10 protein-coding genes are annotated in these 13,820 nt (G+C 63.2%); 5 read left to right on the plus strand and 5 right to left on the minus strand.

The window, feature by feature from the left end:
* Positions 1 to 3,300, plus strand: a complete 3,300-nt coding sequence (locus tag BM317_RS21420) for an ATP-binding protein (protein ID WP_092476094.1) — start codon at positions 1 to 3, stop codon at positions 3,298 to 3,300.
* A gap of 81 nt (positions 3,301 to 3,381) precedes the next feature.
* On the opposite strand, the gene BM317_RS21425 is transcribed toward BM317_RS21420, so the two are convergent.
* Positions 3,382 to 3,936, minus strand: coding sequence for a cysteine hydrolase family protein (locus BM317_RS21425; RefSeq protein WP_092172738.1), 555 nt, complete (start codon positions 3,934 to 3,936; stop codon positions 3,382 to 3,384).
* Between the two features lie 98 nt (positions 3,937 to 4,034).
* Between BM317_RS21425 and BM317_RS21430 the strand changes: the two genes are divergently transcribed.
* From BM317_RS21430 to BM317_RS21440, 3 genes are all read left to right on the plus strand, one after another.
* Positions 4,035 to 5,033 carry a GlxA family transcriptional regulator gene (locus BM317_RS21430; RefSeq protein WP_092172741.1) on the plus strand — a complete coding sequence of 333 codons (999 nt, stop codon included), beginning with the start codon at positions 4,035 to 4,037 and terminating at the stop codon, positions 5,031 to 5,033.
* A 332-nt stretch (positions 5,034 to 5,365) separates the two neighbouring features.
* On the plus strand, positions 5,366 to 6,469 hold the full coding sequence (locus BM317_RS21435) for a DUF3182 family protein (RefSeq protein WP_092172744.1): 1,104 nt from the start codon (positions 5,366 to 5,368) through the stop codon (positions 6,467 to 6,469).
* Entirely contained in the window at positions 6,459 to 7,217 is a 759-nt protein-coding gene (locus tag BM317_RS21440) for an alpha/beta hydrolase family protein (RefSeq protein WP_092172747.1), read from the plus strand. The genes BM317_RS21435 and BM317_RS21440 overlap by 11 nt, the downstream gene beginning before the upstream one ends.
* Before the next feature lie 153 nt (positions 7,218 to 7,370).
* Here the strand turns inward: BM317_RS21440 and BM317_RS21445 are convergent, their stop codons facing one another.
* The 4 genes from BM317_RS21445 to BM317_RS21460 are packed head-to-tail and all read right to left on the minus strand — an operon-like array spanning position 7,371 to position 11,389.
* Positions 7,371 to 8,375 carry a lysylphosphatidylglycerol synthase domain-containing protein gene (locus BM317_RS21445; RefSeq protein ID WP_092476097.1) on the minus strand — a complete coding sequence of 335 codons (1,005 nt, stop codon included), beginning with the start codon at positions 8,373 to 8,375 and terminating at the stop codon, positions 7,371 to 7,373.
* The gene (gene clsB, locus BM317_RS21450; protein ID WP_092172753.1) at positions 8,362 to 9,660 is read right to left on the minus strand and encodes a cardiolipin synthase ClsB; all 1,299 of its coding nucleotides are present in this window, start codon (positions 9,658 to 9,660) and stop codon (positions 8,362 to 8,364) included. Before clsB ends, BM317_RS21445 begins: the two co-directional genes overlap by 14 nt.
* Positions 9,657 to 10,466 carry an endonuclease/exonuclease/phosphatase family protein gene (locus BM317_RS21455; RefSeq protein WP_092172756.1) on the minus strand — a complete coding sequence of 270 codons (810 nt, stop codon included), beginning with the start codon at positions 10,464 to 10,466 and terminating at the stop codon, positions 9,657 to 9,659. Before BM317_RS21455 ends, clsB begins: the two co-directional genes overlap by 4 nt.
* Positions 10,463 to 11,389, minus strand: a complete 927-nt coding sequence (locus BM317_RS21460) for a DUF72 domain-containing protein (protein WP_092476100.1) — start codon at positions 11,387 to 11,389, stop codon at positions 10,463 to 10,465. Before BM317_RS21460 ends, BM317_RS21455 begins: the two co-directional genes overlap by 4 nt.
* A gap of 325 nt (positions 11,390 to 11,714) precedes the next feature.
* Between BM317_RS21460 and BM317_RS21465 the strand changes: the two genes are divergently transcribed.
* Positions 11,715 to 13,805: a mechanosensitive ion channel family protein gene (locus BM317_RS21465; protein WP_092172762.1), complete on the plus strand. Its 2,091-nt coding sequence runs from the start codon at positions 11,715 to 11,717 to the stop codon at positions 13,803 to 13,805.
* The last annotated feature ends 15 nt before the right edge of the window (positions 13,806 to 13,820 follow it).

Genomic DNA, 13,820 nt, shown 5'->3' on the forward strand with positions numbered 1-13,820 from the left:
ATGGACTCCCGACCAAACACCTTTGCTGCCCTGCCCAAGCGTGATGCCTCGATATCCGACGGCCGTGTCCTGCTGGACGCCGTGTCGTTGAAAGGCCTGCGCAAACAGCATGGCCTGAGCCAGGAAACCCTGGCCGAGGCCTGCCTGAACCGGCATTTGTGCGTCTCGATCGCCTCCATCAAGCGGGCCGAAACCGGCAAGCCGGTGCTTTACCGCACGGCTCGGCACTTGGCGACGGCCTTCGGGGTCGATGTGAGTGAGCTGCTGAGCACTCCCGCCTCAGTGGCTTTGGCGCACATCCAACAGACGATGAGTGCGGTGCACCAGACGGCCTTTGCGCAACAGGCGCTGAAACAGGTCGATGACAGCGTCATCCGCTACGTGCTGGAGCTGTCCTTTCGGATCGATGGGCTGCCCGCGATGACGTTCATGGAAGAAGTCGAGCGCCTGGTACGTCAGTTCGGTGGCGTTCCACTGGGGATGACGCAGGATGTGGTGATCGCCCAGTTCGGTTCGCCACAGGCCTATCGCAGCGATAGCGAGCGGGGCCTGCTCTGCGCGCTGGCCCTGAGTCGGGAGCAATTCGTTACGTCCGGGCATGCCCTGTTACTGCGGCTTGTGCGCCTGAGTGCCGACACCATGGAGCCTGCGGTCGAGCCTGTCTTGCTCGCGCAAAAGCCGCTGTTGGAGCGTCATGGGCACGCGCCGGTGTATGTTGCGCAAAACCTGCTGGAACAGCTCGCTGCACGGTTTGAGTTTTCGTCCAGCGACGATGAGTTTCAGGCCTATCGCAAATGCCTGCGCCCGCGCAGCCTCGACGAAAACGCGCCGCGCCCGTTGGTGGGGCGGGCCATCGAGCTCTTGCAGTTCAAGGCGGTGATCGAGGCCACCCAGGAATGCCAGGACGGGCACATCGTCTATGTGCGCGGCATGGCGGGCATCGGCAAGACCCGCCTGGTCAGCGAGTTTTTCGAAATGGCCCGGCAGCGGGGCTTTGCCTGCCATCGCGGCGATGTGCTGGATTTCGGCATGGACAACAGCCTTTGGCCCCTGGGGCAACTGCTGGCCAGCCTGCTCAACCTGGGGGGCGCGGCGTCTGTCAGCGCCTCGCTGTTGGACGCCGCTTTGTCCCGCCTGAAAGTGGCCGCCGAACATCGCATGTTCTTGCAAGTGCTGACGGGGGTGTCGTCTGCCGAGCCTCCGGCCCTGTATGCCGCGATGAGCAACCAGGCCCGTACCCAGGGGCTGTTCCAGGCCTTGCTCGACGTGTTGCTGCGCAGCGCGGTGCAACGGCCCTTGCTGATTTGCGTCGAAGACCTGCACTGGGGCGATGCCAGGCTGTTTATGCTGCTGGGCAGGCTGCTCGATGCCACTGACGAAGCGCCGGTGGTCTGGCTGCTGACGTCCCGTCCCGAAGGCGATCCGCTGGAAAGCGAAATCCGTACGCATTCCTCCAGCCCCATGAGTCTGCTCGACATCGCGCCGATCCGGGCGCGGGAGGCCACGGTCCTGGCGGAGCAGTTCACTGAGGTCGATCCGCGCTACCGGGCCGAATGTGTCGCCCGTGCCCAGGGCAACCCGCTGTATCTGACACAACTGCTGTCGAGCCAGCAAGGGGTTTTCCCTGACAGCCTGCGGCATCTGGTCCAGACCCGCTTTGACAAATTGGCCCCCGAGCAACGTCGCGCCCTGCACTACGCCGCGGTGCTGGGCAATCGCTTCGAGCTGACGCTGTGGCGCGAAGCACTGGGGCAGCCCGGATATCTGCCGACTGCGGATATGCGCCAAGGGCTGTTGCGGGAGGTCGAGCCAGGCAGCTATCTGTTTGTCCACGACCTGGTCATGCACTGCCTCTACGATTCAATGCCCACGTTGCTGCGCGAGCAGTTGCACGGTGAGGTGGCGAATCTCTATCGCGCGCGCGACCGGGTGCTTTATGCCCAGCATTTGCTGCGGGCCAACGATTCGGCGGCGTTCGACGCACTGTTGGTGGCCATGGGCGAAAAACGGCTGGCCTGCCAGTACGACAGTGTCCTTGCGCTGGCGCGGCAATGCTCGGCGTTTGCCGAACGTGCGCAGGGCAATTTCCCCTTCGCGTTGCTGTGCGGCCAGGCGTGTTCGGGCCTGGGCAAGACCGTGGAGGCCCGGGTGCATTTCCAGCGCGCCTTGGCATTGGCCGAGCGGCCGCAGGATCGGATCGAGGCCGCGTTGGGGCTGGCGGCAGTCCTCAATACCCTCGATTGCCTGGACGAGGAGGAGCGCCTGATCGAAGACATGCTGCCCATCGCCCGATCCATGCAGGCCTATGCGGCGCTTGCCCGGTTGAATCACTTGCGCGGGAATATCTATTTCCCACGGGGTGACTACGCCGAGTGTCGCCGCCTTCACGAAGAAGCTTTGTCTTCTGCTCGCATTGGCCGGGACCTGGAAACCGAGGCCAAGGCCTTGAGTGGCATTGGCGACTCCTACTACGCACAAGGGCGCATGCAGACTGCCTACGAGGTCTTCGATCAATGCGTACGCCTGTGCGAGCGCAATGGGTGGACACACGTGGAGGCGGCCAATCGCAGTGCCCGTGGATCGGCGCAGTTGTACCTGGGTCAGCCAGAGCCCGCCTTGCGTGACGCCATGGAGGCCATCGAATGCAGCGCCCGGCTGGGCAATCATCGAGCGCAGGTTTTCTCGCGGCTCACTGCGGCCTGGGTGCTGGTGGCGGGGGGCCAGGATGCCTTGGCGGAACAAGAGCTGAGCAGTGCCCTGGCGCTGGCACGCAGCCTTGGCGCCAGCCGTTTCGAAGCGATCCTGCTGGAAGGGTTGGCGCGGGTGGCGTTGCGCCAGGGCGAGCGCGGGCTGGCGCAGACCTTGATCATGGAGGCGGCGAGCCTGGTGGAGCGTTTCGAGCTGCAGCGCTATATCGGGCCTTGGGTCTACGGCAGCCTGGCAATGATCAGCGACGATGGACCGTTCAGCCAGCAGGCCTTGGCGAAGGGCGAAGCCCAGCTCACCCAAGCCTGCCTGGCCCACAACGCCTTGCGCTTTCGCGTGGCTGCCGCTGAAACCTGCCTGTTGGCGGGCAATACCGAAAAGGCTATCTGGCATGGGCAACAGATGGCGGCATTGCCCGAGTCGGCGTCGTGCGCCTGGATCAACCATCATGTGCGGTTGATCGATGTGGCGGGGCAGTGGCTGCGCAACGCCGATCAAGCCAGCGGCGAGAAGCTGAAGGGGATGGCGCGCGAAGCGCAGCAGATGGGGTTCGTGGCGACGATGCCGCGGTTGTTGCTCGTGCTGGAGACTTGATCGCCTCCAGACACGCCGTTGATGCCTGAGACAAAACCGCACTTGGGTGATTAAGCGCGGTTTTTTAGCTGTGCCGTGGGTTTATTGATGGTCAGCCAGGAATTGCTCGGTACTCACCACGCTCGCGTAGGCAAACCCCAGCGCTGCCATGAACGCCGCATGCACCTGGGCAGCCGGCACGACGACGCCGTTGAATTCCAGGTCGAGGGTCGCGCAGGCGTCGTGAATCACCGTGACGCCGTAGCCCAGGTCCGCCGCCGCCCGCACCACGCCATCGACGCACATGTGGCTCATGCTGCCGACCACCACCAATTGTTCGATGCCCTGCTGGTCGAGGAGTGCTTGAAGTTCGGTTTCGCGAAACGAATTGACGAAGTGCTTGAGGACCACCGGTTCATCGGCGCGGTTGAGCACCTTGGGGTGCAACTGTGCGCCTTCGGAGCCTGGGGTGAAGAAGGGCGCGTCGGCGGAGGTGAATTCGTGGCGGATGTGCACCACGCTGTCGCCGGCCTGGCGAAAGGCTTCGATCAACCGTGCGGCGTTATCGGCGGCGGCATGGGCACCGACCAACGGCCATTTTCCCTGGGGGAAGTAGTCGTTCTGGATATCGACTACGATGAGCGCTTGCTTGGACATGAGGGCTTCCTTGATCAGGTGGGGTAGGGCGCCAGTATTGGCCTTTACCGCCGGTTCGAGGATTGGCCGCAACGACAATAAGCGAGGGAAAACTGACAATGGCGCAGCAAAGGGCAGTCGCCGAGCTTGGCGTGCTCATCTACCCCGGCGCGCAAATGGCGGCGGTGCATGGCTTGACCGATCTGTTCGCCGTGGCCCAGCGGATCGCGGCCGAGCACGCCAGTGCACCATTGCCACGGTTGCGGGTCAGTCACTGGCAGACCGACGACGGCGAGACGCCGCGGCGGGTGTTCGACAGCGAAACCGGCCCGGCAGGCCATTTGGTGGCGCTGCTGATCCCGCCGTCCCTCGCCGGCTTCGATGACGACCTGGCCTCGCCGACGCTGATGGATTGGCTGCGTGCGCAGCATGCGGGCGGCACCGTGTTGGGCGGTGTGTGTGTTGGCTCGATCCTGTTGGCCGAAAGCGGCCTGCTCGATGGGCGCAGCGCCACCACCCATTGGACCTCGGCCAAGGATTTCGCCGCCCGTTACCCGAAGATCAAGCTCAACGCCGACAAACCGATTGTCGACGACGGCGACCTGATCACCACCGCCGGGCTGATGGCTTGGTCGGAACTGGGCCTGCGCCTGGTGGACCGCCTGCTCGGGCCCAGCATCGCCACACGCACCGCGCAATTTCTGGTGATCGAACACAGCGACAGCGCGAGCCAGTGCGGCAGTAACTTCGCCCCCATCCTCGGCCATGGCGATGCGGCGATTCTCAAGGTCCAGCATTGGTTGCAAAGCAACGGCGCGGTGGAAGTTTCCCTCGGTGCGATGGCCGAACGGGCCGGGCTGGAAGAACGCACCTTCCTGCGCCGGTTCCGTGCCGCCACCGGGCTCAAGCCCACCGAATACTGCCAGCACCTGCGGGTCGGCAAGGCCCGGGAAATGTTGGAGTTCACCAATGGCACCATCGACCACATTGCCTGGACCGTCGGCTACCAGGACCCCAGTGCCTTTCGCGCGACGTTCAAGAAAATCACCGGGTTGGCGCCGAGCGATTATCGGGCGCGGTTTGGGGTGAGCCCGGTGGGTGTTTCAAGGCCGCAGTAATGCTTTTTGTGGCTAGGGGATTTATCCCCGTTGGGCTGCGAAGCAGCCCTGGCATTTTGCGGTGTGTCAGGCGTGTGGGTATTGATTGCGTTTGGGGCTGTTGCGCAGCCCAGCGGGGATAAATCCCCTCGCCATAGGGTGGCGTTTAGCTTGAGGCATCGTGCAATTTGCGGGATGCCAAGCGAGTGTCGTGCAGAATGAAACAGGCCCGTTGCTATCAACTGCACACAAGGCGCCCGCTTGGCTGACCCATCCTTGCCGATGACATCATTGGCCTGATCTCTGCACCTATCCTTACCTAAAGCCATCGAGCGCAGGAGGAAGGGCATCGCATGACATCAGTCAATCGCAACAAACGGGTCGTGGCCTATTCGGTCAATCCACAAGCGCCGCGCCATGAAGTCGAGACCAACCGTGCCCTGGCCCAGTGGCTGGCGCAGATACTGGGTTGGGAGTACGGCGACAGCCATGACTCCCAGGCCGGTCAGGATCTTTATCTGTTGCCCACGCAAACCCTGATCGGCCCCGAAACCTTGATGCGCCTGGGGGTGAAGGGGCCGGAGGATGTGTGGGGTGGGTATGTCGAGCATGATTTTATCTGCACCAAGGCGATTACCCACGGTCTGTTGAATAAGGACGCGGTGGCGCCCAAAGGCTGGTCGCCGCTGTTTGCCAAGCTCACCCGGGGCGCGGTGCTGGACGGCGTGACGGTCTTTTCGCTCAAGGACGCCCGCCCGGCCGCCGAACATTTGCTCTACACCGGGCCGATCCGCATCAAGCCGATCCATGCCTGTGCCGGACGTGGTCAACGGTTGATCAAGAGCCTGGCGCAGTTCGATGAAATCGCCGCCGGGCCCGACGCCCAGGCGCTGTTTGGTGAAGGCGTGGTGCTGGAACAGCACCTCAACGAGGTCAAGACCCAGAGCGTCGGCCAGAGCTTCATCGACGGCCAGATGCTGAGCTATTGCGGCGTGCAACACCTGACCCACGACAGCGAAGGGCTGGAGGTGTACGGCGGGTCGGACCTGCTGGTGGTGCAGGGCGGCTACATCGAGTTGCTCAGGCTCGAACTGCCCGACGACGTGCGCGAGGCGGTGCGGCTGGCGCAAGTGTTCGATGACGCCGCCAACCAGGCCTACCCGAGCTTTTTCGCGTCGCGGCGCAATTACGACATTGCCCAGGGCCTGGATGCCGCCGGCCAGCCCCGTGGCGGCGTGTTGGAACAGTCGTGGCGCATGGGCGGGGCCAGCAGCGCCGAACTGGCGGCGTTGCAGGTGTTCGTCGAAACGCCTGAGACCAACGCGGTGCGGGTGTCTTCGGTGGAAACCTACCTCGACCAACCGCTGCCAGCCGGGGCCAGGGAGGTTTATCGCGGCGAGGCCCACAACAGCGACTTTCTTCTCAAATACGTAACGGTTCAATCCTATGACGGCTAGAAGTGAAACCATTCAAATCGAAATCGACAATGAACGCATGGACGGAACATTCCTGAGCCCCAAATCGAAGGTCCCCGGTGTGTTGTTCGTACACGGCTGGGGTGGCAGCCAGGAGCGTGACCTGGAACGGGCCAAAGGTATCGCCGGCCTCGGTTGCGTGTGCCTGACCTTCGACTTGCGCGGGCACACCGGCGGGGCGGGCATTCCGTTGTCCCGAGTGACCCGCGAGGACAACCTGCGTGACCTGTTGGCGGCATACGACCGCTTGCTCGCCCACCCCGCCTTGGATACCTCGGCGATTGCCGTGGTGGGCACCAGCTATGGCGGTTACCTGGCCTCGATCCTGACGTCGCTGCGCCCGGTGCGCTGGCTGGCCCTGCGGGTGCCGGCGTTGTACCGCGACGAGCAATGGCACACGCCCAAGCGCGACCTGGACAAGACTGACCTGCTGGATTACCGCAGCACCCTGGTGCACGCCAGCACCAATCGCGCGCTGCATGCGTGCTCGCAGTTCACCGGCGATGTGTTGCTGGTGGAGTCCGAGACCGATGCCTATGTGCCCCATGCCACCATCATGAGCTACCGGGCGGCGTGCCAGCAGACCCATTCGCTGACCCACCGCATCATCGATGGCGCCGACCATGCCTTGAGCGACCCTGTGTCACAACAGGCCTACACCTCGATCCTGGTGGACTGGATCACGGAAATGGTGGTGGGAGAGCGGTTGAGCATCATCCAGGAACGCTGATCTGGATTTTGTTTCGTCTGCGCGGGCCTCTTCGCGAGCAAGCCCGCTCCCACATTGATCGATTGTGAATACAGACTCATGGCACGACACAACCTCTGTGGGAGCGGGCTTGCCCGCGAAGAGGCCAGTCCAGGCAACTTATCAATCTGAGACTCAGCGCTTGACCCCAGGCTTGACCCGCAACGCCTTGGCCTTCGCCTCGATCACCAGGTACATCACCACGGTAATCAGCAACGGCAGGATGAAATAGATCGCCCGGTAAGCGATCAGCCCCGCCAGCAGGCTGCCCCGCGACACCTCATGTTGCAGCAGGGCAACGAACACCGCCTCCAACACCCCGAGCCCCGCCGGAATGTGAGTGATGACCCCGGCAATGCTGCTGATCAGCAACACCCCGAGCACCATCGGGTAATCCAGCTTGCTGGGCAACAAGGTGAAAATCACCGCCGCCATCAACGACCAGTTCAGCGCGCCCAACGCCAGTTGCAGCACCGCCATGCGCAGCGACGGCAGGTTGATTTCCATGCCGCGCACGGTCCAGGCCCGCCGCTTGGAAAACCGGCAGGCCGCCAGGTATCCGGCACTCGCCAGCAACAACAGCACGCCCACGCCTTGCAACGCATCGCTGCTGAGTTTCCAGCCCGGCGGCATGGTCACCAGGCCGCTGCTGAACACCACCCCGGCCAGGGTCATGTAGCCGAACCAGTTGGTGGCCAGGCTCAGGCCGAGGATCTTGGCGATGTTCCCGCTGCTGACGCCCAGCCGCGAATACAGGCGATAGCGCATGGCGATACCACCTACCCAGGCGCTGAGGTTGAGATTGAAGGCATAACTGATCACCCCCACCGGCAAAATCTGCCGCCAACCGAGTTTCTGGCGGATGTAGGTGCGTCCGATCAGATCGAAGCAGGCATAGGTGATGAAGCTGGTGATGGTCAGCGCAGCGGCGATGATCAAGGTGCGCACCTTGAAATCGGCCAGGGTGGCGAACACCTCGGACCAATCGATGCGCCGGGCCAGGGCGGTGAAGAGCACGATCAACAGCAGGAAAAACGCCAGGGTCAGCGGTCTTTTCCACCGGCTCCAGCGGGTTTTGGGTTTGGCCTGTTCCGGCGCATGGGCGTCTCTCGGCGCGGTGTGCGCTTCAGAGTGGTTCATGGGGTTCGCTCCGGACCGCCGTCGGCGGTGAAAAAGGTTTCAGACGCGGTTTATGGGCCGGCAGCCAGCCGGCCCAGGCCGGGAAATGGCGCAAAAAGTGGAACACCATGAAGCCGATGGTCATGCGCCACAGCAGGCCCCGCGGCGCATGGTTTTCGGGCATGACCGTGCAGTGTTCGCGGCTCAGGTAGTCGAGGCGCTCGAACAGCTCGCGGTTGAACGTCCGGTCGCGGATCAGCACGTTGGCTTCCAGGTTCAGCGACAGGCTCAGCGGGTCGAGATTGCTTGAACCCACCGTGCTCCAGTCTTCATCCACCAAGGCGACTTTGCCGTGCAACGGCCGCTCGCAGTATTCGTAGATCACCACGCCGGCCTTGAGCAGGTAGCTGTAGAGCATCCGCGCCGCGAGCTTGGCGATCATCATGTCCGGTTGCCCTTGCAGGATCAGCCGCACCTCCACGCCGCGCCGGGCAGCGTTGCGGATCTCGCGCAGCAACCGGTAGCCGGGGAAGAAATAGGCGTTGGCGATCACCACCCGCCGCTGGGCACTGCGCAGCACTTGCAGGTAGACCTCTTCGATGTCGGTCTGATGCTCGTGGTTATCCCGGTAGACCAGGCGCACCTGGCCGTCATGGTCGCTGAAGGCCAGTTCGTTGCGACGGCTGCGGCGGCGTTGCCACCAGTATTTGGCCCGGGCCGGCCGACCGCTCTGCAATAGCGCGAAGTGATGGATATCCACCACCGCCGGGCCTTTGACCTCCACGGAGTAATCCTGCTTGGCCTCGGGGCCGAAATCCCCCAGGTGGTCGGCGGAAAAGTTGATCCCGCCGATGAACGCAATCACCCCGTCCACCACCACGATCTTGCGGTGCAGGCGGCGGAACCAGTTGGTGCGGATCCCCAAGTGCCGGGGGGCCGGGTCGAACATCTGCAAGCGCACCCCGGCGTCGCTCAACGAGGCCAGGAAAGCGGTAGTCAACTCACCGCAGCCGAAGCCATCGAGGCTGACGGTGATGCGCACGCCACGCTGGGCGGCTTCCACCAGCAGGTCCCGCAGTTCGTAGCCGACCTTGTCCTCGAACAGAATGAAGGTCTCAAGCAGGATTTCTGTTTCGGCCCGGCGAATGGCCTCGAAGACCCTGGGGAAGTACGCCTCGCCGTTTTCCAGCAGCGTGACGCGATTGTTGCCGTGCCAGCCGTATTCGATATCGGCCAGCGCCGGGTTGCGTTCGGTGGGCGTCGTGTCAACCTGTTCCACCGTCGCCTTATCCATCGTCGCGCTCATAATTCGATCTCCACCGACAGCGGTGCATGGTCGGAAAGGTGCGACCAGGGTCGTACGTTCAACACCTTGGGATGATGGGCCTTGAGGTTGCGCACGTAGATGCGGTCCAGGCGCAGGATCGGCAGGCGCGCCGGAAAGCTGCGGGCCGGCTTGCCCCACTGCTCGGCGAACACTTCCCGCAGGCCGCAGGGTTCGAGCAGTTCACTGGCTTTGCCGCGCCAATCGTTGAAGTCGCCGGCAACGATCACCGGTGCATCGGCCGGCAGTTCGCTCAAGCGTTGGCGAAGCAGCTTGAGTTGCTCGACACGATGACCCTCGCGCAGTCCCAAGTGGACGCAGATGGCATGCACATCCGGCCCATCGCCCGGCAGGCGCAGCACGCTGTGGAGCATGCCGCGGTTTTCATGGCCGCTGATGGACACGTCCAGGTTGTCGTGGCGGATGATCTGGAATTTCGACAACAACGCATTGCCATGGTCGCCTGCCGGGTACACCGCGTTGCGGCCATAGGCGAACTGTGGCCAGAGGGTGTCGGCGAGGAATTCGTATTGCGGCATGCTCGGCCAGTTGCTGTAGCGCTGGGGATGGTGTTCGTGGGTGCCGTGGACTTCCTGCAGGAACACCACGTCGGCGGACACACTGCGCACCGCTTCGCGCAGTTCGGGCAGGATGAAGCGCCGGTTCAGGGCGGTGAAGCCCTTGTGGGTGTTGACGGTCAGCACGGTGAAACGGCTGACCCGGTCGAGATCCTGAGCCCCTTGCTGGGTCGGCTCGCAGGTCGCTTCGCTGGTTTGCGGACGGTTCATGGCAACACCCCTTCGGCCGGTCGCTGGCCGGGCGCGGTGGCGAGGCCCTTGTCCAGGTGGAAACGTTCCAGCAAATGGCGTGCGTCGTAGGGCGCGCGGACTTTGATGTCGTTGTCGAAATAGCAGAACACTTCCCGGCTCTTGCGTGCCTGGGGTTTCTTGTCCGGGTCGATCAGGTGCGCGTCGCTCGGCTGCTTGCCGTGGCTCCAGGCCTCGATCCGGTCGCCCCAGCGCTTCAACGCCTCGTCGGTGTAGCCGCTGGCGTACAGCTCCTCGGCGCCGTGCAGGCGCAGGTAGACGAAATCGCTGGTGACGTCTTCACGATAGGGCCATTTGCCGGCCGTGTCGGCGATCACCAGGGCCACGTTGTAGCGCTTGAGCAACGTGATGAAGTGCGGATCGATAAAACTCTCATGACGGATTTCCACGGCGTGGCGCAGCGGCCGCTTTTTATCGGTCTCGGTGCTGGCGTGGCCGTCCAGGCGCGGCTCATGCTCCCGGGCCAGGGCTGCGGCGCCTTCGGTGTCGTGGGGCAATTGCTTGAGGAAGTCTTCGAACAGCTCGGGGTCGAACTTGAAGCTGGGTGGAAACTGCCAGAGGATTGCCCCCAATTTCTCCTTGAGCTCCAGCACGCCGGAGGCGAAGAAGTTGGCCAAAGGCTTGTGGATGTCCCGCAGGCGCTTGATGTGGGTGATGAAGCGCGGGGCCTTGACGCTGAACACGAAGCCGGGCGGTGTCTCGGCATACCACTGGGCATACCGTTCGGGGCGTTGCAGGGCGTAGAACGATCCATTGATTTCGATACTGTTGACCGCTCGCGAGGCAAATTGCAGTTCCCGTTTCTGGGTCAGCCCCTTGGGGTAGAAATCTCCCCGCCAAGGCGTGTAGCGCCAGCCGGAAATGCCAATGTGGATCGCCGTCATGTATCCCTCCCGTGCCAATGACCTCGTACCGCCTGTGTCTTTTGATGACTGTTGCGCGGCCCGGAAAGTTTCGATGGGCTTACCGGCGGCGGAGCAGACGTTGAAATACTGTGGCGAGGGGATTTATCCCCGCTGGACTGCGAAGCAGTCCCAGAAACCGTCAGCTCGGTGGGTCAGATTCACCTGATGTGCTTGTTGGGGGCTGCTGCGCAGCCCAGCGGGGATAAATCCCCTCGCCACAGGGAGAGTATTGGCCTTGCGAGCGAACTTGCCGGCCCAATATTGATCAGTTCCTTACCGATCCCGTGTGAAGGAGCCTCGCGTTTTGTCTCGATTGAGCACTGTATTGCTGCTGTTCTTGCTGGCGCTGACCGGCACCAGCGCCTACGGGACCGCCGCTGTCCCAGGCACCACCACGCCCGATGAACCGCCCGCCGAACCTGCGCCGCTGGTGCAGGGCGGTTTATTGGGGGCCATCAGTTCGAGCATCGACGACGTCCAGGACAAACTCGATCTCAATCAAAGCCTGGTGGATGCCTGGCGCCTGCGGGCGGACCGGGCGGCGGACGAGGTGGACCGGCTGGTGGACCAGACATCCCGTTCGTCCTGGCGCGTGGCGGGGGATTTCCTGTTGTTGTCCAGTGTCTGGCTCGGCGCGTTTGCGCTGATCTGGTCCGCGGCGCGGCTGCTGTTGCGGCATCTGGGCCACCGGCGCTGGTTGCGCACCCGCCGGCGCCTGCGTGACCTGCTCGGTTACCTGTTGCCGTACACCGCTGCGGCATTGATCTGTCTGCCGCTGACCCTCTATGTCAGCCACTTTCTGCAAGTCTCGGTCGGACGCGCCCTGGCGCTGTGCTTCGCCTACGCCACCAGCAGCGGTATTTTCTCCACCTCGGTGCTGCTATGCGTGATCGTGATGTTCAACGCCGGCCACAAACGCCGGGCGGTGGCGATGATCCGGCGTTTCAGCCCCCGACCGTTGTTTCTGATCGGCTTTCTCGCCGCCCTCAGCGATGCCTTGACCAGCCCGCAGATCGCCCGGCAACTGGGCGGCAACATCACCAGCAGCGTCGCGGTGTTCACCGGATTGTCGGCGTCGATGATCTTTGGCTGGCTGGTGATCCGCATGCGCCGCCCGGTGGCGCACCTGATCCGCAACCGCCCGTTGGCCCAGCGCTTGAAACAACCGGCCTTGCAGGAGTCGCTGCGGATTTTTTCCGGGCTCTGGTATTGGCCGATCCTGTTGATGGTGCTGGTGTCGGCGGTGAGCCTGATCGGTGTCGGCGAGGACAACCAGAAAGCCCTGCGTTGCGCGCTGTTCACCACCATCCTGCTGATTGCCACGGTGTTTCTCAGCACGGTGCTCCAGCATGTCTTCAAGTCGCCCAAGGCCGAGGCCATCCAGCACAACAGCGCCTACAAGGGGCGGCTGTTGAGCCTGTTGCACGCTTTGTTGCGGATCGTCATGGCGGTGGCATTCATTGAAGTCCTTGGGCGGATCTGGGGCATTTCCCTGTTCGAGTTCGCCTCGCGCAACGCCATAGGCCGGGCGATCAGCGATTCCTTGAGCCGCATCGGCCTGATCTTCCTGATGACCTGGCTCACGTGGGTGGTGCTCGACACGGCGATCCAGGAAGCCTTGAAGCCGCCGCTGAACAAGCGCGGGGCCCGCCAGCCCAGCACCCGGGTCAAGACCATCCTGCCGCTGTTGCGCAACGCGGCGAAAATCATCCTGGTGGTGATTTGCGCAATCACCACCATGGCCAACCTGGGCATCAACGTCGCACCGTTGCTGGCGGGTGCCGGAGTGGTGGGGCTGGCGATCGGTTTCGGTTCGCAGCAACTGGTGCAGGACGTGATCACCGGGCTGTTCATCATCATTGAAGACACGCTGTCCATCGGCGACTGGGTGGTGCTCAGCTCGGGCCACGCCGGCACGGTCGAAGGCCTGACCATCCGCACCCTGCGCCTGCGCGACGGCAAGGGTTTCGTGCACTCGGTGCCGTTCGGCCAGATCAAGGCGGTGACCAACCAATCCCGGCAATTCGCCTTTGCGTTTTTCTCCGTGCAATTCACTTACGACACCGATGTCGACCAGGCCATCGAGCTGATTCGCGAAGCCGGGCGTTCGATCGCCGAAGACCCGTTCCTCAAGTTCAACCTGCAAGGGCCGCTGGATGTGTTCGGCGTGGACAAGATGGACCTCAACGGCGTGGTGCTCACGGCGCAGTTCCGCACCGTGTCGGGTGGGCAATATGCGGTGAGCCGAGCGTTCAACCAGCAGTTGAAGAAGCTTGTGGATAACCACCCGGCGGTGCATTTTGCGCAGACTTATCCACAGCAGGTGATGTTGCCGCGGCGGTTGGTGGAGGAGCCGAGGGAAGAGAGCGAGTTGCCCAATCAGCCCCAACAGTGATCGTTCCCACGCTCT

This window comes from Pseudomonas sp. NFACC24-1 (assembly GCF_900115235.1).
Taxonomy (GTDB): Bacteria; Pseudomonadota; Gammaproteobacteria; order Pseudomonadales; family Pseudomonadaceae; genus Aquipseudomonas; species Aquipseudomonas fluorescens_AA.